The organism is Shimia thalassica, from assembly GCF_001458215.1.
GTDB classification, from domain to species: domain Bacteria; phylum Pseudomonadota; class Alphaproteobacteria; order Rhodobacterales; family Rhodobacteraceae; genus Shimia; species Shimia thalassica.
Map to the genome: position 1 here is coordinate 187798 of NZ_CYTW01000004.1, position 20166 is coordinate 207963.

Genomic DNA, 20166 nt, shown 5'->3' on the forward strand with positions numbered 1-20166 from the left:
ATTTCACGAACAGATGCATATCTTCAGTCTCAATTGACTTGCCCCCGGAAACTTCCCTCGTTCTGTGTAGCGTTTTCTCAACCTTTTGAAGGCGCAAAGGAGTGAGAAAAGCCGCTTTAGCGAAGCTCAAATTATTGGGATCTTCCAAGAACAGGAAGCAAGTATGCCAACAGCAGAGTTCAGCCGCAAACATGGTCTCAGCCAAGGCGGGTTCTACAAGTTCATATCCAACTATCGGGGTATCGAAGTGTCCGACGCTGTAAAGCTGAAGGCGCTGGACGACCTGAAAGCCAAAATCCAATGGCTACCGACGGACACGATGCTGGATAATGTGGTGCTGAAGTAATTGCTGGGAGAGAACTAACGACAACAGCCAAACGGCAGGATGCGGCGCTCAGGGCGATGCGGGATCACGACATCTCGCAGTGTCGGGTGTGCAAGCTCGTTGGTTTCGATCACAAGACCGTCCGGCGTGAACGCCCACCCGACAATCCTGAGATCAAGGCAGAGATGAAGGCTTTCGCTAAACGCGCTCAAAGTTTGCCCGCAGGGATCAATCATGACTAGGTGAAGTCAGGTCCGCACCGGTTCTTCGGTTTTGATTGTTGCGGCTTCGCGCGGAAAATGTTTGCATTTATAGCACTGGGACCAGGGTCGTGCGACCGAGACAGAGGTCAATTGCTCGCGGTTCTCTTTCATCGCGCGATGCCAGATGTCTTCAAGCGAATCCGTGACAAGATTGCCCACCACGAAATCCGACCCCACCACTCCCGTGCAGGGAAAAACGCTGCCGTCCGTGCCGATAACCAAAATCTCGAATGGCATTCGACAGACGTTGCAGGTCTTTGGCAATCTTGGATCAAGTTCGAAACTGGGCAGATGGGCATTTTGCCGACCTCGCCAAAGCTTGTGCAGGTTTGCTGGCGGCAAGAGGATTTCAGGTATTTTACGGATGAGCGTAGATTGGAAATCCTCCGGGCAAGAAAGTTCCTTGAACCAGATATCGATTCCGATTTCGTTTGCGAACTCTCGAGCGGCATCAACTTCGTGCTCGTTAAAGCGATTGAGGTGGAATCCCCATATCAGATGGGGTGTTTGCGAATTCAGCCGCTCTTTTGTGAGCTGGATGTTACGCAAATTGGCCAAGGCTTTTGAAACATCACCGTTACGGCGGTACGCTTCATATGATTTCTGAGTAATCCCGTCGATCGACGCCAGCAAAGATTCCAGTCCGGAGTTTACGAGGCGTTCAAGCGTCTCTTCGTCGAAGAGGCGGACACTAAGATTGCTGCTGATTTGAGAGGATATGCCGGCAGATGCCAGAGATTCGATGAAATAGAACACGTCCTTGTTCATGAACGGCTCACCCCAGTTGAACAACTGAACCATTTGCGCATGCGGCCGGATTTTCTCCAGAATAATGTGGAAGTCTTCGCGGCTGAGATATCCCCGTCCGCTCACCGGAATTTCCCCGCGTCCCGTGGGGCAGTAGGGACACTTTAGATTGCATTGGGACGAGATCTCGATGTTGTACCAATTCGGTATCGGTATGTTGACGAGAGATTGGTTCATTGGGCGTTTGAAGGCTCGTAAATGTTAATCGAAAACTGATAAATTCTTGCGTTTTTCACTTGCGGCGACAAGCTCTTAATTCGGCTGATCCTCTAACACTGAAATTGTCCGCCCCGACAATGGGGGAATTGAGGATCAGGTTCTTGCTTCTGCCAGACGGGCATTCCCTCGTCGTTACCGGCGCGGGCCCCTAAGGCGCCCGCACCGATAGTGTTCAGTCCTAAACCGGCCGCACGACCAATACAGAGCACGGCGCATATCGTGAAACGCGCGCCGAATTCGGCCCCTGAAGCTTGTCCATCAGGTTGGGTTTGTGCGCCCCCATAACGACAAGGTCCGCATTGGATCGCTTGATCGCATCAAGAATCATTTCATATGCGGTGCCCACCTCGACGATGTGTTGCACATGATCCTGTTCCGGCAGGGTTTTCTTCACAAAATCATGCAGTTGCGTGTTGGCTGTTTCGACCGCTGATTTCATCGTCCCTTCTTTGAAATACGAGCCGACAATGGACATGCCATAGTCCGGCACAACGGTCACAACAGACAAAGAAGCCCCGTAGAATTTGGCCAGATCAGCAGCCGTTTGAAGCAGCTTGCCCTCTGATTCGAGGTGAGTCAGGTCAATTGCACAAAGAATATGTTTCATGCCGGTACTCCTTCGGATTCTTCTTTACGTTTGCGGCGCATCTGCAAGAGGTACACCACCGCCAGAAGCAGGAAGGCCGGCAAGTAGAACACCTCTTTGGGCATCCGGTCCACTGCGACATCCATTTCGACGACTTCCCAATCAAAATCGATGCCCAACTGTTCTGCCGGTCCACCAAAGTTCAGATTGTCGATGAACAGCTTTCCGTCTTCTTCGCGCAACTCGATCCCAGCCCCGGAATAGAGACGGTCTGCTCCGCTGGCGCCTGCTTCTCCAAGAGGCAACAAGTAGCGGGCATCAACCATGTCACCCTCGATGCTTTCGCCCATCAGGCGCACACGTATCGACGCGTCTGACTCTGCGGCTTCGGCCAAGGCAAAGATTTCGGTACCAGGGCGGCTTTCAAACTCTGCCTGAAGCTTGTTCAGGAAGTAACCCGGCTGGAACAGCGTGAAAGCAACGACCAGCAGCGCAGCGCTCTCCCACAGCTTTGAACGCACCATGAAGTAGTTCATCGTACCCGCTGCAAAGAGCAGCATCGCGATTAGGGCGATGATAAAGACGAACACGGCTTGATACGGTCCGACGTCAATCAACAACAGATCGGTGTTGAAGATGAACAGGAACGGCAACAGCGCGGTCCGGATCGAGTAGAAGAACGCCTGAAAGCCGGTGCGCAGCGGGTCGCCTTTTGAGATCGCGGCAGCGGCAAAACTGGCAAGCCCCACCGGGGGCGTCACGTCCGCCATAATCCCGAAGTAGAAGACGAACATGTGTACCGCAACCAAGGGCACGATAAGGCCGGATTGCGCGCCAAGTTCCACGACCACACCCGCCATCAGGGATGACACAACGATATAGTTCGCGGTTGTTGGTAGCCCCATGCCCAGAATGATCGAAATCACGGCCACGAAGAACAGCATCGCAAGCAGGTTTCCACCTGAAAGGAACTCGACAAATTCGGCCATGACCTGACCAATACCGGTCAATGTAACGGCACCCACGATGATACCGGCAACACCCATCGCTGCGGCCAGACCAATCATGTTGCGCGCACCGATGATCAACCCCTCGGCAATTTCCGAGAAACCATGCTTCAGCTGGGCCATCGTATCGCTTTCACCGCGGAAGAACGCCTTCAGGGGGTTCTGGGTGGCAAGGATTACCAGCATCGCGATGGTCGACCAAAAGGCCGACAAACCGGGTGATTTGCGCTCGATCATCAGCAGGTACATCAACAAAAGGATCGGCAGGATATAGTGGATACCGGTTTTGAAGATTTCCCGTGTGGGGGGAAGGTGCTCCATGCTTTCGATGCTCATTTCGAGATCAGGCCTTTGAGCAGCAAAGCGAACGGCGACAACGTAAAGCACCGCCATAAGAGCTACCATCGCCCAGACCGCACCAGCGCCAAGAACGCTTTGGAACATATCCACGACCAGACCGGTCACATAAAGCGCGCCACCGGCCACAACGATAGATGTCGCGATGATAAAGATCGCACCCAGCATGAATTTGACAGGGTGCATACGGCTTGTGCCGGTCATACCCATCTTGAGCGCTTCAAGGTGCACAATATAAACCAGAGCAACATAAGAAATTGCCGCTGGCACAATCGCGGTTTTGACAACCTCGACATAAGAGATGCCCACATATTCCGTCATAAGGAACGCAACGGCGCCCATCACGGGCGGGGTCAACACCCCGTTGATAGAGGATGACACCTCGATGGCGCCCGCCTTGGTCGCGGGAAAACCCACCTTTTTCATCAACGGAATTGTAAATGTGCCAGTGGTCACGACGTTGGCGATGGACGACCCCGAGATCAGGCCCGTCGCCGCCGATGCAATCACAGCGGCTTTTGCAGGGCCACCGCGAAGATGGCCAAGGGCGGCAAAGGCAAGTTGCAAAAAGTAGTTCCCCGCGCCCGCCTGATTAAGCAGCGCACCAAACAGCACAAACAGGAACACAAAGCCGGACGACACACCCAGAGCGACGCCAAATACGCCTTCTGTGGTCAGCCACATATGGCTCATCGCCTTGTTGAGCGACGCGCCTTTCCATTGCACCACTTCCGGCAAACCGGACCATGAACCGAAGAAAACATAGGCCAGGAAGAACAGCGCCACACCCATAAGCGGGAACCCGAGAGAACGACGGGCGGCTTCCAGCAGCAAGACAATACCGATCACGGCTACAACAACATCGGTTGTGTTTGGCGCGCCCGAACGTGCGGCAACGCCTTCATAGGCATAAAACAGATAGGACGAGGCCAAGGCGCCAACAATCGCCATGACCCATGTTCCAATGGGAATGTGGTGGCGCGGGCTCGATTTCAGACCGGGAAAGGCGATAAACGCCAACAGAACCGCAAATCCAAGGTGAATCGCGCGTGTTTGCGTATCGTTCCAAACCCCAACGCCCAGCATAAAGGGCAGCGGCGATGCGATCCAAAGCTGATAAATCGACCAGATAAGTGGAATATACCACAAAGCTGCTTTGCCAAATGCGCCACGGGGCAAACGCCCGCCTGTGTCGCTGTCGGCGATAAAATCGTCCAGATTATTATCTTGTGGCGCAGTTTTTTGTTCTTCTGACATTGTCGCCCTCGTTTCCCGTCCCGGTGGTACTAATGAAAAAAACTTCCGGCATCGCTTTTGGACGCCGGAAGTCAGTTTTGTTACGTGGTCACGCGATTATTTCCAGCCGCGTTCCTTGTAGTACTTCAGCGCACCAGGGTGCAGATCAGCAGTCAGACCGTCGACGATCATTTCGCTTTCTTGCAGGCGACCAAAGGCCGGGTGCAGCTTCTTGAACGCATCAAAGTTGTCGAACACAGCCGAAACAACAGCATAGGCCACTTCGTCAGATGTATTTGCAGAAGTTACGAAGGTTGCTTTTGGACCCCATGATGGAATGTCGTCCGCATTGTTGGGGTACATGCCGCCCGGAATGGTTGCTGCAGCATAGGCCGAGTTTTCAGCCAGAAGCTTGTCGATGCCAGCGCCAGTCAGAGGAATAATCGTTACGTCGCAAGACGATGTTGCTTCTTGGCTGGAGCCGTTTGGCAGACCCGCAGCCCAAATGGTTGCTTCAATCTTGCCGTCGCAAAGAGCAGCAGACTGCTCGGACGATTTCAGCTCGGCCGCCAGAGAGAAGTCGTCGGTGGTCAGACCTTCGTACTTCATCAGTGTTTCCGCCAGAACGCGCGTACCCGAACCAGGGTTCGCAATGTTGACGCGCTTGCCTTTGAGATCAGCTGTCGTCGCGATGCCAGCATCGGAACGTGCCATCAGGTGCATTGGCTCTGGGTGGACCGAGAACAAAGCACGTAGCTCAGGGAACGCGCCATCATCCGCGAATTTACCAGTGCCCGCGACTGCAGCAGCCTGAACGTCGGATTGAACGATGCCGAAGTCCAGCTCGCCCTGACGAATGGTGCGGGTGTTGTAAACTGATCCGCCTGTCGACTCGACCGAACAGCGAATGCCGTGCTCTTTGCGGTTCTTGTTGACCAGACGGCAAATCGCACCGCCGGTTGGATAGTAAACGCCGGTCACGCCGCCGGTACCGATGGTCACAAACGTCTGATCTGCGGCTGACGCAGCGCCAGCGAAGCCCATGGTCGCTGCAGCGACGAGGCCCAGAACCTTTTGTTTATTCAACATGTTAAACACTCCCAGTTTTGTGTTTCTTGGTTTATAGTTGTGCGCCAAGTCGCGCAAAGTGATCTCAGCAGATTGCCTAAGATTTTTTTATTGTCACCCTAAAACTAATGTTTTTTTTGGGCGATCCAGTATGCGTTGTTGTCTTTACGTAGGTCTTCGTAGGATTTGATTCGTCGCATTGCTGCGTCACCACCCTGCTTCACCAGCAGCGCCAACAGGTTCTCGATCACTGCCATTGCACCAGTGTAGCAGCCGAAATGGTGCGTTGATACGGTTGACGCAATGAGCGTTTCTTCAGCCCGGAAATCCTTTGATATTATGTCGCTGTCAGAGATCATGATCAGCTTTACGCCTTTATCTCGGGCAAACTTGCAGGCTTCAATCGTCTCTCGGGAATAGGGGCTGAAGGTGATCGCGATCATCACATCTCCCTCTCCTGCATAGTTTAGCTCATCAATAGCGCTGTTCATGTGGCGCGGGATAAGTTGCAATGAAGGCAAGGCCATACGTCCAACATAGTGCAGGTAATAGGCCAACGCATAACTGGCCCTCACGGCCGAGAGATAAACATTGTTCGCCTCAAGCAACATGCCGGCCACTCGTTCCATTTGCTCTGGTGTTTGGCGTTCAAGCGAACGCTGTACGATTGCTACGGTATTCATCCCAGCGTCTGCCTGCACTTGTCCGAATTCGCCGCTCTCTCGAAGATTTCCGACCCAGTCCGGTTGATCGACCACGGCGGCCGCAGAAACAAGTGCATGACGGAAGGGTTCGCGCAACTCATCATAGCCTTCGAAACCGAGCTTTTCCGCCATCCGCACCAACGTATACGTGCTCACCCCCGCCTTGCGTGCCGTTTCGCGAATTGAGTCCAACCCAAAGTCAGACGAGTGGTCCACGATGTATTTCGCCACAATACGAAGACGTGGCGAAAACCCTGCAAGATCCTCTTTAAGCTTTGTAATCGTTTTGTTTTTCAGAGTGGGATCCATCGCGAATCGCTCCTCGTTCTGGCGGCAAGTATTGAAAACATTTGTTATTTTTTCAAAACATTGACTAGATGCGTAATTTTTACAAGGGTTTTGGCAAGTTTTGCCCGAGGCATTACCTCTGGTTTTGGAATTCAGGAACAACATAATGGCTACCCCTCTTCCCTCTCATGCTTCGGTCGTCGTCATCGGCGGCGGCATCATGGGCTGCTCAACTCTTTATCACCTTGCCAAGATGGGCGTGACGGACGCGATCCTTCTGGAACGCAACAAGCTTACAAGTGGTACAACCTGGCACTCGGCCGCTCAGGTCCGTGCGCTGCGTCATTCGCAAAACCTCACGCGGATGATCCAGTATTCGGTCGACCTCTATTCGCAGCTTGAAGAAGAAACCGGCCAAAATGTTGGCTGGATTCAAAAAGGGTCTTTGTCGATTGCGACAAATCCAGACCGTTTGATTCACGTAAAGCGCCAAGAAGCATTGGCGCATGCCTATGGAATTGACGCTTCGTCCGTATCCGCAGAAGAAGCCAAAGAACGCTGGCCGCTCATGAACGCTGATGATGTTCTGGGGGCTGTCTGGTCTCCGGATGACGGACGCGTGTCCCCTTCCGATGTTTGTGCAGCACTCGTAAAGGCCGCCAAACGTTTGGGCGCCAAGATTTTCGAAGACACAGGCGTGACTGGCATCCTGACTGAAAACGGTCGGGTAAAAGGGGTGGAAACCACGCAGGGCACCGTGATGTGCGACTCGATTGCGTTGTGCACAGGTCTTTGGTCCCGCGAATTGGGGGCCATGGCGGGCGCAGAGGTGCCTGCGCTTGCGTGTGAACACTTTTATCTGCTCACCAAACCGATTGATGGCATCGTTGGAAACACCCCGACGCTCTCTGATCATGACAACCATCTTTATATTCGCGACGATTCTGGCGGTCTTCTGGTCGGCTGTTTCGAACCAATGGGCAAGCCAATCGCGCCCGGAGTTCTTGACGAAAGTTTTGAGTTTGGCCTTCTGGGCGAAGATTGGGATCATTTCGAGCCGATGATGATGAATGCATTGCATCGCTTGCCCGCGCTTGAAACCGCAGAGGTGAAAATGCTTCTGAACGGCCCGGAGAGCTTTACACCGGATGGTACTTTCATGCTGGGGGAAACCGCCGAAACCAAAGGCTTGTTCCTTGGGTGTGGTATGAATTCGGTCGGGATCGCGTCTGGCGGTGGCGCAGGCATGAATCTGGCGCATTGTATCGTCGAGGGACGCACGGCCTATGATCTTACCGAGGCTGATGCCAAACGTTTTGCACCCGTTTTCAACAACATCGACCACTTGATGGCACGTGCACCGGAAATCCTTGGCACCCACTATGACATCGCCTTTCCGGGGAAACAGTTGTCCACTGCCCGCAACCTGCGTGCCCTTCCATTAGAGGCCGAGTATAAGGCCGCAGGCGCGCATATGGGGCAGTTCTATGGTTGGGAACGCCCATTGTACTTTGGAAAAACAGCCGAACCCGCGATGACATTTGCCCAGCCCGACTGGTTTGAGCAGGTCCGCGACGAAGTCACCGCAGCGCATGCAAGCGCCGCGATCTTTGATGCCTCTTCATTTGGCAAGATCGAAGTACAAGGCCCAGACGCCGAGGCGTTTTTGCTCAAAACCTGTGCGGGCTTTATGGGCCGCGCCCCCGGATCAGTGATCTATACGTCCGTTCTGAATGAACGCGGCACTTTCGAGTCCGACATCACCGCACAACGCATTGCCACAGATCACTATCGTCTGTTTGTGGGAACAAATGCCATCAAACGCGATCTGAGCTGGTTCCAAAGCCATTCCGAAGGTTTCGACGTCACCCTCACAGACAGCACAGAAGACTATGCCGTTCTTGGACTTATGGGCCCCGAGGCGGCAAGGATTGTGACCGAGTGCGGTGCGCCAGAGCTGAACACGCTTGGGTATTTCAAGGTTGGACCGGCGCATATTGCAGGAAAACATGTGCGTGCAGCGCGGCTCTCCTATGTCGGAGAAGCTGGCTGGGAGATCACGATGAAGGCCGAAAATGCATCAGCCGTCTATGCGGCGCTGATCGCGGCTGGTGCAAAGCCGGCGGGCCTGTTCGCCCAAAGTTCTATGCGGATCGAAAAAGGGTTCTGCGCGATGGGTCATGAGCTGGACAGCGACGTCTCGCCCGTAGAAACCGGTCTTGATTTCGCGACACGAAAAAAGGGCGGATTTATCGGGGCAGAGGCCCTTGCCAAACGCAGGGCAGATGGTGGCGTGTCTCATATCGTTTCGCTTAAACTGGATGATGAAAGCGCCGTGCCGTTAGGACACGAACCGATTTATCGGAATGGCAAAATCGTTGGCCAGACCAGTTCCTGCGCCTTTGGATATCGTGTGGGCAAGCCGATTGCCTTGGGCCACATTCAAGATACCTTGGAAGATGGCGCTCGTGTTCAGGTCGATATTGCGCGTAAACTTTTTGATGCAACAATAACCCTCGGGCCTCTGTTTGATCCCGACGGGTTGCGAATGAAGGCCTAGCAAATGACGCAACCATATATCCTTGTCGCACCGAATGGCGCGCGGCGTGGGCACGACGATCATATCGCCCTGCCCGTAACCACAAAGGAAATTGTCGAGACTGCAACGGCGTGCCAGTTGGCTGGTGCAAATGGCCTTCATTTGCATGTCCGCGACGCAGACGGACAGCATTCGCTGGACGGGGGGCGTTATTTGGAAACTCTGGCAGCCCTCGAAGACGCTGTGCCCGAGCTGGATCTTCAAATCACCACAGAAGCGGCAGGTGTTTTTGATGTTGCTTCCCAACTTGACTGCCTCAAACACGTCAAGCCGGCCTGGGCGTCCATTTCGGTGCGCGAGATCGACCGCTCGCCGGAACTGGCGGACCATGTTTTTGGTCTGTGTGCGGAGCAAGGTACGCGAGTGCAGCATATTCTCTATGATGCAAAAGACGCCGCCCTGCTGGATCACTGGCAGGCAAACGGGACAGTGCGGCAGGCCCAGAGCGACCGCCTGTTTGTATTGGGGCGCTATGCAACGGGGCAACGATCCACACCTGCCGACCTTGACCCGTTTTTGGCCGGTGGTCTCCCGACATCCCCTTGGATGATTTGCGCCTTCGGACCAGATGAACACGCCTGCCTGACTCGCGCCGCAACACTTGGCGGAGACATACGGGTCGGATTTGAAAACAGCCTGACAAATGCATCGGGCACACCATGGAAAGACAACGCCGCATCGGTATCGGCCCTTGTCCAACAGCTGCAAAGAGGCACGTCATGAGCCACGTATTTCCACGCCATACCAAAGCGACCCTGCCCACAGCCACTGGTGGGGACGGATGCTATTTGATTGACTCGGACGGCAAGCGTTATCTGGATTGTGGCGATGCGGCTGTTTCATGTTTGGGGCATTCCGATCAGGCCGTCATAGCCGCCGTACAGGAACAAGTCGCAAAGATCGCTTTTGCCCACAGCGGATTCATGACGTCAGAACCGGCTGAACAACTGGCGGATCTGCTGATCCAACACGCGCCGGGTGATCTGGATCGGGTGTATTTTGTTTCTGGTGGCTCGGAGGCAACGGAAAGCGCAATCAAACTGGCCCGCCAGTATTATCTCGAGATCGGCCAACCCGAACGGCGCCACGTGATTGCCCGCAAACAAAGCTATCACGGCAACACTCTTGGTGCCCTGTCTGCTGGCGGCAACGAATGGCGACGTGCGCAATTTGCACCGCTTCTGGTCGAGATGAGCCACATTGCGCCCTGTTATGAATACACTGGTCGCGCGGACGACGAGAGCAGTTTTGACTATGGGCAACGCGTTGCGAACGAACTGGAAACTGAAATTCTGCGCGTTGGGCCCGAAGCAGTCATGGCATTTATGTCCGAACCTGTGGTTGGCGCGACACTTGGGGCTGTGACGGCCGTTGAAGGGTATTACAAACGTATCCGCGAAATTTGCGACCAATACGGCGTGTTGCTTATCCTTGACGAGGTGATGTGCGGCATGGGCCGCACGGGGCATCTGTTTGCCTGTGATCATGACGGAATTGCGCCTGACATCTTGTGCATCGCCAAAGGTCTTGGTGCGGGGTATCAGCCGATTGGCGCAATGCTTTGCACCGACAAGATCTACAGTGCCATTGAAACAGGATCGGGTTTTTTCCAACACGGACACACCTATCTTGGTCATCCGGTGGCGACGGCCGCCGCTCTTGCTGTTGTACAGGAGTTGATAGGCCGAGACCTTCCGGCGCGCGCCCAGACCATGGGGGAAAAGCTGCAATCAGCGTTGGAGGCAGCATTTGGTCAACATGCGCACGTCGGCGACATTCGCGGGCGGGGATTGTTCCGAGGCATCGAAATAGTCGAAGATCGCGATAGCAAAAAGCCGTTTGATCCCGCGCTTGGCATTGCGGGCAAGCTTAAGAAAGCCGCTTTTGAAGAAGGGCTGATTTGTTACCCCATGGCCGGAACACGTGATGGCAGACATGGTGATCACGTCCTGCTGGCGCCACCATTCATCATCGAAGAGACACAGATTGACGAATTGGTGGTAAAACTGGCATCTGCGATGGTAAAAGTTTTGCCAGCGCCCTGAGGAACTTTGATTGCGGCAGGTGGAGGTCTCGCAGTTGGCCTTACCTTGTTTTATTGAGACGCAGCCATGCTCCTCTGCCGCTTATTAAGAGCCACCGAAGGCGCCTGCTCCTTGCGCTTTGATGGGCCCAAGGACCTGTGAAATTCGAACAATGACGCATTCAGACTCGTCCGACGTGGACGCCAAATCCGACAAACAGGGCATTTTGCCCGCTGCCAAGGCAGCGCGCGATGGTGGTCCGGATGTGCTGAATTTCGAAATTTTTGTTCAACCCAAATTTTCAAAGCTTGAACTGTCGGCGATTGCGGCTGTCCTTGATACTGCAAATGACGTGCAGACGAAGGTGCGGTTCAACTGGACGATTTGCTCGGACACTCCCGGCCTTGTCGCGAATGGTAATTTTCTTGTGCGGGCAGAGCCGATTATCGAAGGGGATTTCCTAAAAGACTGCATGATCATCGTGGGTGGCGACGAGTGCAACAGCAACGCCTGGATGAGACGGGTCCGGGCAATGCAACGGCACAAACGCCCCGTTGTCATGCTCTCAGATGCAGCCACCGAATTTGTCAAAACAACCCGTCAGGCTGCCCTGCCTGCAACAACGCATTGGCGTGACATACCGATCCTGAATGAAATCGACGATTTTTCCGGTTTGTCTACCAAGCTCGCGGAGTATGGAAACAACATTCTCACCTGTGCCGGCAGGGGTCATACGCTTGACCTTATGTTCAATCTGGTTGCCGACTTTATGACGCCCCACGAAAAGGCAGACATGGCCAGCCTGCTGATGCTGGACAGTGTCAGAGGGTTTCACCGTGAGCAGCCCAAAGGCCATGCACAAGGCAACACCTTTCTCGAAGGGCCGCTAAAGCGTGCCATCCAATTGATGGAAGATACCATTGAAGAACCCCTCCCCATCGGAGAGCTTGCAGATCAGGTCGGGATTTCCACGCGACAGCTTGAGCGGTTGTTTAAAATCCGGCTCAACAGTTCGCCCGCAAAGACATACAAAAAGATCCGACTGAAACGGGCGCGATCTCTGGTCGTTGAGACACGCATTTCGCTGCTTGAAATTGCGATCGCCTGCGGTTTTTCAAGCACGACGTCAATGTCCAAGGCGTTTCGACAGGCGCACGGCGTCACGCCGAACCATCTGCGCAAAAAGCCCAAAGAATAGCATCGGGCACAGTCGATAATGGCTTTTTCGACACGATCCTAAATGTTGGAAAGCGTATGTGCCACACACCCGAGCGGGTTATGACCTGCTTCCAATTTGCAGGGTGACTTGCCTGCCCTCGATTGCTATGCAGACGCAGAAACACTATTTTTAAATGTGAGATTCATCGTGACTGTCGAAAGTACTGCTCTGCCGGGCGTTCTGCTGATTACCCCGGCTCGTTTTGGAGACCACCGCGGCTTTTTTAGCGAAAGCTGGAACCGCCAGCGCATGGTCGAAAACGGCGTCGACATTGATTTTGTTCAAGACAACCATTCTTTGTCCCGCGAAGTCGGCACGGTTCGTGGTTTGCACTTTCAATCGCCGCCACATGCACAGGCCAAATTGGTGCGTTGCGGCAAGGGCAGCCTGTTCGACGTGGCTGTCGATATTCGCAAAGGCAGCCCGACGTTCGGCCGCTGGATCGGCGAAGAGTTGAGCTTTGAAAACGGCAAACAGCTTTTGATTCCGGCCGGTTTCCTGCACGGATTTGTCACGCGCGAACCAGACACCGAGATCATTTACAAATGTTCGGATTATTACTCTCCTGAATGCGACGGGGCGGTCCGGTTTGATGACCCTGATATCGCGATTGACTGGAATATGGGCGACGTTGCAGCGGTCTTGTCTGACAAAGACACAGCCGCTCCGTTCCTGAAAGATTTTGACAGCCCGTTTGTCTACGAAGGATAAAACATGAAACTGCTTGTGACCGGCGGTGCCGGCTTCATCGGGTCCGCTGTCGTCCGTCTGGCGATGTCGCGCGGGCATGAGGTGGTCAACCTTGACGCACTGACCTATGCGGCGTGTCTCGAAAATGTGGCGGATGTGTCCGACAGCCCGAACTACGCCTTTGAAAAGGCCGACATTCGCGATCGCGCCGCGCTGGATCGTGTGTTTGAAACGCACAAGCCAGATGTGGTGATGCACCTTGCTGCGGAAAGCCATGTGGACCGCTCGATTGATGGTCCGGGCGACTTTATCGAAACCAATATCACCGGCACATACAATATGCTGGAAGCCGCGCGCAGCTATTGGGTGCAGAACGGCAAACCCGAGAGCTTCCGCTTTCATCATATCTCGACCGACGAGGTTTACGGATCGCTTCCCAACGATCCCGAGGTGATGTTCACCGAAGAGACACCCTATGATCCCCGCTCTCCGTATTCGGCCTCGAAGGCGAGTTCGGATCATCTGGTGCGCGCCTGGAACGAGACTTACGGGTTGCCTGTTGTTCTGACCAATTGCTCAAACAACTATGGTCCCTATCACTTTCCGGAGAAACTGATCCCGGTGATCATCCTGAATGCGCTCGCTGGAAAAGAGCTGCCGATTTATGGCGACGGGTCCAACATCCGCGACTGGCTCTATGTTGAAGATCACGCTGATGCTCTTTTGCTTGTGATGGAAAAGGGTGAACTGGGTCGCTCGTACAACATTGGCGGCGAAAACGAACGCACCAATCTTGAACTGGTCCAGACGCTTTGTGGCATTCTGGACGGCCTGCGCCCAAAGGCCGAGGGCGTATACGCCGATCAGATCACCTTTGTGACGGATCGCCCGGGCCACGACGCACGATATGCCATTGATCCGACCCGCATCCGGACCGAACTGGGCTGGCGCCCGTCGGTTACGGTTGAAGAGGGGCTGAAGCAAACTGTTCAATGGTATCTGGAAAACGAAGACTGGTGGCGTCCGCTTCAGGAACGTCATGGTGTCGGGACACGGTTGGGAGTGAAGGCATGAAGGTTCTGGTATTCGGGGAAATCGGCCAGGTCGGTCAGGAACTTCAGCGGCGCGCCGGTGATGTCGAATTGGAAATTCGCGGGTTGGACGAGGCGAACTTTGAAGACCCCGAAGCCTGTGCCGCATTTGTCGCGGCAACAGACGCAGATGCCGTCATCAATGCCGTGGCCTATACCGCGGTCGACAAAGCCGAAGAACAGGAAGACCTTGCTCTGGCCATCAACGGCACCACGCCTGGCGCGCTGGCGCGGGCGGCGGCAGAACGTGGCCTGCCCTTCGTGCACATCTCGACGGATTACGTCTTTGACGGAGAAGGCGAAGACGCCTTCCCGACCGACTACGCCACAGCCCCACTCGGGGCCTATGGGCGGACCAAACTGGTCGGCGAAGAAGGCGTGCGCGCTGCGGGCGGGACGCATGCGATTTTGCGCACCTCATGGGTGGTCTCGTCGCACGGCAACAACTTCGTCAAGACAATGCTGCGCCTTGGGGCTGACCGGGACAAGCTGACCATTGTGGCCGACCAGATCGGCGGGCCCACCTGTGCAGCGGCCATCGCAGATGCCTGCCTATCTGTCGCGCAACAACTGATCGACGACCCGGCAAAGACCGGCACATATCACTTCTCGGGCGGTCCCGATGTCAGCTGGGCCGATTTTGCACGCGAGATCTTTGTCCAAAGCGGCACGGATTGCGACGTCGCAGACATCCCCAGCAGCGATTATCCGACACCTGCCAAACGCCCGCTGAACTCCCGCATGGACAACACCACGACGGAAAGCACTTTTGGCATCAAGCGGTCCGACTGGCGTGAAGGGCTGGCGGAAATACTTGAAGATCTTGGAGCAAAAAAGCCATGACCCAACGCAAAGGTATTATCCTCGCAGGCGGATCAGGCACGCGCCTGTATCCAATTACCATCGGTGTTTCCAAGCAATTGCTGCCGATCTATGACAAACCCATGATCTATTACCCGATCAGTGTGCTGATGCTGGCGGGTATTCGCGAAGTGGCCATCATCACCACGCCGCAGGATCAGGAACAGTTCAAGCGGACACTTGGCGACGGAAGCCAGTGGGGCATGTCGCTGACGTATATTGTGCAGCCGAACCCTGATGGCCTTGCTCAGGCCTATATTCTGGCCGAAGACTTTCTGGATGGCGCGCCCTCTGCGTTGGTATTGGGCGACAACATCTTCTTTGGGCACGGTCTGCCGCAATTGCTGGGCAGCGCCGACAAGAAGGCCGAAGGCGGCACGGTATTCGGCTACAGGGTCGCCGATCCAGAACGCTATGGCGTTGTTGATTTTGACAGCAACGGACAGGCGATCTCGATCATCGAAAAGCCCGAAGTCCCCCCGTCAAACTTTGCCGTGACCGGACTTTACTTTCTGGATGGAACCGCGCCAGAGCGCGCAAAAAAAGTGCAACCCTCGGAACGTGGCGAGTTGGAAATCACGACTTTGCTTGAAATGTACCTGCACGAGGGGCAGCTTTCCGTCGAACGTATGGGGCGCGGTTACGCCTGGCTGGATACCGGAACACACGGAAGCCTGCTTGATGCAGGCAACTTCGTGCGCACTCTGGAAAAACGCCAAGGCCTGCAAACCGGATCGCCTGAAGAAATTGCATACCAGCAAGGCTGGATTACAGATGAAGAACTTGAACAGCATGCAAACAGGTTTGCCAAGAATGACTATGGCAAGTACCTGAAGGATTTGCTGCCAAAATCTAAAACCCCAAAGATGACTACGAAAACAAAGTAGTTTTTGAAAGGATTCCGATGCGTGAATACACTATTGCAGTTGCGGGTATGGGCTATGTCGGCCTTTCCAACGCAATCCTGCTCGCTCAGAATAACAAAGTTTTTGCCTATGACATTGACGAAGGGCGCATTGCAGCCCTGAAGGAACGTCGGTCCCCGATTGAAGACAAAGAAGTTCAGGAATACCTGAGCGAAGTGGACCTGAACCTCATTCCAACGAATGATCCGGAAACCGCGTTTGCGAATGCCGACTACATTATTGTGTCGACTCCAACGAACTACGATGCTCAGACGAATTTCTTCGATACGTCCAGCGTTGAGGCCGTCATCCGCCAAGTCACCGAGATGAACCCGGACGCGACAATCGTCATCAAGTCGACCATTCCTGTGGGATACACCGCATCTCTGCCTGAAAAGCTTGGCACCAAAAATGTCATCTTTAGCCCAGAGTTCCTGCGCGAAGGTAAGGCGCTCTATGACAACCTTTACCCCTCTCGCATTATCGCGGGCGAGCAATCCGAGCGCGCTCGGATTTTTACAGAGCTGCTCAAGCAAGGCGCAAAGTCCGACAACGTTTCGGTTCTTCTGACGAACTCTTCCGAAGCAGAAGCCATCAAGCTCTTTGCCAACACGTATCTGGCCATGCGTGTGGCGTACTTCAATGAGTTGGACAGCTATGCGCTGGCCCACGATCTTGATCCACGGCAAGTCATCGAAGGCGTGTCCCTCGATCCACGTATCGGCAGCCACTACAACAACCCGTCGTTTGGATACGGTGGTTATTGCCTGCCCAAAGACACCAAACAGTTGTTGGCAAACTATGACCAGGTTCCTCAAAACATGGTTAGCGCGATTGTTGCGGCAAACATCACCCGCAAAGATTTTATCGCAGACACGATTATTGCCCGTCAGCCAACCAAAGTTGGCATTTACCGCCTGACCATGAAAACCGGATCTGACAACTTTCGAGACAGTTCCATTCAGGGCATTATGAAGCGGATCAAGGCTAAAGGCATCGAGGTTGTTGTCTATGAACCCCAGCTGGACGCCGAAGATTTTTATAACTCGCGTGTTGAGCGCGATATCGAAGCGTTCAAGTCCGATGTTGACCTGATTATCGCCAACAGAATTGATGACATCATCAAGGATGTGTCTGACAAGGTCTTCACACGGGATCTGTTCGGAACAAGCTAACCGGGCGTTTCAGTCGTCAAAAAGAGCCCGAGCCATTTCGAATCAACTTCGCGAAATTGGCTCGGTGCTTACACGTGCTTTTCACGCCCATTCGATGGGCAGCACGCTTAGCCTGCTGGCAATCACCTAAATAACTAAATTTTTCACCAAACACGCAGAAGTTATCTCAAAAATCATAATACTCTGATTTTTATACCTTTTATCCAAGAACCACAACTTCGGGAATTACCCCAAACGCCCCTTAAAAGGAGCAGTAAGATCGCCCAATTCTGACGAAAACCAGCGGTTTTTCCCCTTTTTTGGCGCCAAATGGCCTAGAAAGCGCATCTTTTGCAAATGCGGCAGCACCAACACAGAATGCTTAATTCTTTCTTATTGAATGTATTTTGATACCGAATGTTCACTTGAGGAAAATCCTCCGTTTCGTTAACAGCGTAGTAGATATTGGACAAATTTCCGCCACATTCTGATTTGAGGCACTATCATGGAAAAACCTCGTATTTTGTTTTCGTCGGCTCGGTTTGGAGCCAAGTATTTTTTAGACATTTATTCGCAGCTTCACCCCAATGATCTGGTTCTGGGCGAGATTTTTCGACGCCAGGGCGACAACATCAAAGTGTTGTCTGATCTTCTCAAGGTAGAGCCTGCAGACATTAAGAGAATGGCCGCAGAACAACCCGTAGAGCTTTGGAAGCGGCTGAAGGATACAGAGAAGTCACCAAATTTGATCGCCTTGGTTTATTATTACCATCAACCGCGCGAGTCTGAATTGTGGGCCGAACTAGCAGAAACCGCCGAGATTTATCACCTGTACCGCAGCAATTTGTTTAGCGCCTACTTGTCTCGCAAAATTGCGATGGATCTTGGCCGCTGGCAGCGCCACAAAAATGAAGCGCGGATCGAGATTCCAGAGCGCAGCCTGGATGTGTCGACCAAAGAAGCCGAAAAATACATTCGCGAGCGCGAGAACGAGATCCAATGGTGTCGCGAGTATTTTAAGGACGCCGACTATCACGAGTTCTGCTTCGAAGACATCACCCTGTCAGACGGAACATGTGCGCGTCGCCTCAAGGAGGAAGACCCCATCGGCGTTAACGGTTCGGTTTCGCAAGCAATCTCTTCGAAATACGCGCCGATCAAACAGATCAGCAATGCCGATCTGGTTAACAATTACTCTGAAGTCGCCCATTTGGACGGTGTCCGGTATCAAATTCCGGGCTTGAAAGATATGCCAATCCTGCAACATTGAAATTGAAACATGACGATCAGCGTTGTTTCATTTACACACTTCTGCAGTAGTTAGTTTGAGCGCTATTTGCATAAAACAAACCGGCATGATTAACGTGTCAAAGTAAGAACACGGAGAGGACCATGGGAAAACGCGAAGCCAAGCAAAGGTTCTTGGAACTGGCGTTGCTGCAAGAACAAATTCTTTTGCAAAACGATATTATTTCCAAAAACGACGCAGAGGTCCTTTCACTTCAAGCAGCCCTTGAAAAAGCCAATCAAAGCATCGCCGATGCCGCCAAGAACGCTGGGGCAAGCGCAGAAGTTGAAGCCATCAAGTCAAAGCTTGCAACTCAATCCGCCACAGCCAAACGGCTGAGCGATGCCGTCAGTTATAAAGAGCGCGTCAATCACGCTTTGCTTAATGAAATCGCGCGCTTAACTGAAAAAATGGACCAGTTGGAACTCCCAAAAGAAGCACCAGTGACGAAAGTCCTCATGGAGTCACTCTCTGCTGTAGAAAAAGAACTGTCCGAGGCCAAGGCTACGATTGCTGAACTCAAAGAGCAAAACGCGAACCTCGCCGAGCATCAAAGCGACGTAAAAGCTCCGACAGAGGTCCAAAATGGCGTGTCGCATTTCAATTCACAGCACATGCGCCTTCTGACCAATTTGCTAACTGATCGAGATCGCCTTGCTGTTGCGCTAAGAGCGTCTGAACAGGCAAATATGCGCCCTACGGAACCGGAACATCACAAGGCGTGATCTCCTGGTGAGCATGCAGACTGAAAGACACCGCTGAAATGAATAGCCCACTACAATCCGAAACGACCAATACACCGGCGCCCTATTTCAAATCTCTCTCCAGCCCAAGTAAGGGCTTTGTATTTGTCATCACTTATGCACGTTCCGGAGATTTGCTTCTTCAAGAGATTTTAAATTCAATAAGTGGATACCGCATTCACGGCCAAAACGGCGGCGCACTTCAACATATTGCAAAGATTTGGGAAGACGCGGCAAACGAACTCCACAGTCAGGGATCAACCAACAGCCAAAACGCTGCCATGACGCTGGCACCGCTTGGGTTGTCGTTGGCTGACGGGTTTGTGAAAAACATCCTGTCCCCCCAAGAAAATGACCGTGTCCTAGGGTTTCGCGAGATTTGTTATGTTGGCGACGAAGATGATTTGAACCGTCAAATTTCTTTCGCCAGATTGTTTTTTCCCAACGCGAAATTCGTATTCAACATTCGCCGACGTTCTGATGTCATTAATCGGGGCCCTTGGGCCAAGAAGAACGACGGTCTGGTTAACAGACAGCTGAAAGAGTTTGAAAACGCAGCTTTTGACTATGTCGCTAAAGATCCGGAAACCTTCTTTAGCTTGCGATATGGCAGCTATGTGAAGGATGTAGAAAATCTTGAACCGCTTTTCGACTTTCTGGACGAACCTTTCAATCTTTCGAAAATGGAAAACTTGCTAAGCGACAAGTTCAATCGGGCATAGCAGGGGTCAG

17 protein-coding genes and 1 pseudogene are annotated in these 20166 nt (G+C 53.3%); 13 read left to right on the forward strand and 5 right to left on the reverse strand.

What is annotated here, in order from left to right:
* Positions 1 to 85: 85 nt before the first annotated feature.
* A pseudogene (locus PH7735_RS20395) lies at positions 86 to 525 on the forward strand (transposase); the annotation flags it as partial.
* 48 nt (positions 526 to 573) lie between these two features.
* Here PH7735_RS20395 and PH7735_RS15985 read toward each other — a convergent pair.
* The 5 genes from PH7735_RS15985 to PH7735_RS16005 form a co-directional block, all read right to left on the reverse strand.
* Positions 574 to 1572, reverse strand: a complete 999-nt coding sequence (locus PH7735_RS15985) for a radical SAM/SPASM domain-containing protein (RefSeq protein ID WP_082645282.1) — start codon at positions 1570 to 1572, stop codon at positions 574 to 576.
* A 220-nt stretch (positions 1573 to 1792) separates the two neighbouring features.
* A complete protein-coding gene (locus tag PH7735_RS15990; protein WP_058312425.1) occupies positions 1793 to 2221 on the reverse strand; it encodes a universal stress protein in 429 nt (142 codons plus the stop codon).
* Positions 2218 to 4821, reverse strand: coding sequence for a TRAP transporter permease (locus tag PH7735_RS15995; protein WP_058312426.1), 2604 nt, complete (start codon positions 4819 to 4821; stop codon positions 2218 to 2220). The genes PH7735_RS15990 and PH7735_RS15995 overlap by 4 nt, the downstream gene beginning before the upstream one ends.
* A gap of 96 nt (positions 4822 to 4917) precedes the next feature.
* Positions 4918 to 5889, reverse strand: coding sequence for a TAXI family TRAP transporter solute-binding subunit (locus PH7735_RS16000; RefSeq protein ID WP_058312590.1), 972 nt, complete (start codon positions 5887 to 5889; stop codon positions 4918 to 4920).
* 104 nt (positions 5890 to 5993) lie between these two features.
* Positions 5994 to 6881, reverse strand: coding sequence for a MurR/RpiR family transcriptional regulator (locus PH7735_RS16005; RefSeq protein WP_058312427.1), 888 nt, complete (start codon positions 6879 to 6881; stop codon positions 5994 to 5996).
* A gap of 145 nt (positions 6882 to 7026) precedes the next feature.
* Here PH7735_RS16005 and PH7735_RS16010 point away from each other — a divergent pair, with 145 nt between their 5' ends.
* The 12 genes from PH7735_RS16010 (at position 7027) to PH7735_RS16065 (ending at position 20156) form a co-directional block, all read left to right on the forward strand.
* The gene (locus PH7735_RS16010; RefSeq protein ID WP_058312428.1) at positions 7027 to 9420 is read left to right on the forward strand and encodes a GcvT family protein; all 2394 of its coding nucleotides are present in this window, start codon (positions 7027 to 7029) and stop codon (positions 9418 to 9420) included.
* Positions 9421 to 9423: 3 nt separating this feature from the next.
* Positions 9424 to 10182, forward strand: a complete 759-nt coding sequence (locus PH7735_RS16015; protein ID WP_058312429.1) for a beta-keto acid cleavage family enzyme — start codon at positions 9424 to 9426, stop codon at positions 10180 to 10182.
* Entirely contained in the window at positions 10179 to 11504 is a 1326-nt protein-coding gene (locus PH7735_RS16020) for an aspartate aminotransferase family protein (RefSeq protein ID WP_058312430.1), read from the forward strand. Before PH7735_RS16015 ends, PH7735_RS16020 begins: the two co-directional genes overlap by 4 nt.
* A 151-nt stretch (positions 11505 to 11655) precedes the next feature.
* On the forward strand, positions 11656 to 12681 hold the full coding sequence (locus tag PH7735_RS16025) for a GlxA family transcriptional regulator (protein ID WP_058312431.1): 1026 nt from the start codon (positions 11656 to 11658) through the stop codon (positions 12679 to 12681).
* A 168-nt stretch (positions 12682 to 12849) separates the two neighbouring features.
* Entirely contained in the window at positions 12850 to 13413 is a 564-nt protein-coding gene (gene rfbC, locus PH7735_RS16030) for a dTDP-4-dehydrorhamnose 3,5-epimerase (RefSeq protein WP_058312591.1), read from the forward strand.
* A 3-nt stretch (positions 13414 to 13416) separates the two neighbouring features.
* Entirely contained in the window at positions 13417 to 14466 is a 1050-nt protein-coding gene (gene rfbB, locus PH7735_RS16035) for a dTDP-glucose 4,6-dehydratase (RefSeq protein WP_058312432.1), read from the forward strand.
* Complete coding sequence (rfbD, locus tag PH7735_RS16040; protein ID WP_058312433.1) at positions 14463 to 15326, forward strand: dTDP-4-dehydrorhamnose reductase; 864 nt, start codon at positions 14463 to 14465, stop codon at positions 15324 to 15326. Before rfbB ends, rfbD begins: the two co-directional genes overlap by 4 nt.
* Complete coding sequence (gene rfbA / locus PH7735_RS16045) at positions 15323 to 16231, forward strand: glucose-1-phosphate thymidylyltransferase RfbA (protein ID WP_058312434.1); 909 nt, start codon at positions 15323 to 15325, stop codon at positions 16229 to 16231. The genes rfbD and rfbA overlap by 4 nt, the downstream gene beginning before the upstream one ends.
* Before the next feature lie 17 nt (positions 16232 to 16248).
* Positions 16249 to 17424, forward strand: coding sequence for a nucleotide sugar dehydrogenase (locus PH7735_RS16050; RefSeq protein WP_058312435.1), 1176 nt, complete (start codon positions 16249 to 16251; stop codon positions 17422 to 17424).
* Between the two features lie 661 nt (positions 17425 to 18085).
* Positions 18086 to 18673, forward strand: a complete 588-nt coding sequence (locus PH7735_RS16055) for a hypothetical protein (RefSeq protein ID WP_145865351.1) — start codon at positions 18086 to 18088, stop codon at positions 18671 to 18673.
* A gap of 122 nt (positions 18674 to 18795) precedes the next feature.
* Positions 18796 to 19416: a hypothetical protein gene (locus PH7735_RS16060; RefSeq protein WP_058312437.1), complete on the forward strand. Its 621-nt coding sequence runs from the start codon at positions 18796 to 18798 to the stop codon at positions 19414 to 19416.
* A gap of 38 nt (positions 19417 to 19454) precedes the next feature.
* Complete coding sequence (locus tag PH7735_RS16065; RefSeq protein WP_058312438.1) at positions 19455 to 20156, forward strand: sulfotransferase family protein; 702 nt, start codon at positions 19455 to 19457, stop codon at positions 20154 to 20156.
* Positions 20157 to 20166: the final 10 nt, after the last annotated feature.

What these genes read in the sequence shown, in the direction of transcription:
- PH7735_RS15990 (WP_058312425.1), bottom strand. Translation starts at nt 2,221, where the DNA reads ATGAAACATATTCTTTGTGCAATTGACCTGACTCACCTCGAATCAGAG.
- rfbA (WP_058312434.1), top strand. Translation starts at nt 15,323, where the DNA reads ATGACCCAACGCAAAGGTATTATCCTCGCAGGCGGATCAGGCACGCGC.
- PH7735_RS16060 (WP_058312437.1), top strand. Translation starts at nt 18,796, where the DNA reads ATGGGAAAACGCGAAGCCAAGCAAAGGTTCTTGGAACTGGCGTTGCTG.
- PH7735_RS16005 (WP_058312427.1), bottom strand. Translation starts at nt 6,881, where the DNA reads ATGGATCCCACTCTGAAAAACAAAACGATTACAAAGCTTAAAGAGGAT.
- PH7735_RS16050 (WP_058312435.1), top strand. Translation starts at nt 16,249, where the DNA reads ATGCGTGAATACACTATTGCAGTTGCGGGTATGGGCTATGTCGGCCTT.
- PH7735_RS15985 (WP_082645282.1), bottom strand. Translation starts at nt 1,572, where the DNA reads ATGAACCAATCTCTCGTCAACATACCGATACCGAATTGGTACAACATC.
- PH7735_RS16000 (WP_058312590.1), bottom strand. Translation starts at nt 5,889, where the DNA reads ATGTTGAATAAACAAAAGGTTCTGGGCCTCGTCGCTGCAGCGACCATG.
- PH7735_RS16010 (WP_058312428.1), top strand. Translation starts at nt 7,027, where the DNA reads ATGGCTACCCCTCTTCCCTCTCATGCTTCGGTCGTCGTCATCGGCGGC.
- rfbB (WP_058312432.1), top strand. Translation starts at nt 13,417, where the DNA reads ATGAAACTGCTTGTGACCGGCGGTGCCGGCTTCATCGGGTCCGCTGTC.
- rfbD (WP_058312433.1), top strand. Translation starts at nt 14,463, where the DNA reads ATGAAGGTTCTGGTATTCGGGGAAATCGGCCAGGTCGGTCAGGAACTT.
- PH7735_RS16015 (WP_058312429.1), top strand. Translation starts at nt 9,424, where the DNA reads ATGACGCAACCATATATCCTTGTCGCACCGAATGGCGCGCGGCGTGGG.
- PH7735_RS16065 (WP_058312438.1), top strand. Translation starts at nt 19,455, where the DNA reads ATGAATAGCCCACTACAATCCGAAACGACCAATACACCGGCGCCCTAT.
- PH7735_RS16025 (WP_058312431.1), top strand. Translation starts at nt 11,656, where the DNA reads ATGACGCATTCAGACTCGTCCGACGTGGACGCCAAATCCGACAAACAG.
- PH7735_RS16055 (WP_145865351.1), top strand. Translation starts at nt 18,086, where the DNA reads ATGGCCGCAGAACAACCCGTAGAGCTTTGGAAGCGGCTGAAGGATACA.
- PH7735_RS15995 (WP_058312426.1), bottom strand. Translation starts at nt 4,821, where the DNA reads ATGTCAGAAGAACAAAAAACTGCGCCACAAGATAATAATCTGGACGAT.
- PH7735_RS16020 (WP_058312430.1), top strand. Translation starts at nt 10,179, where the DNA reads ATGAGCCACGTATTTCCACGCCATACCAAAGCGACCCTGCCCACAGCC.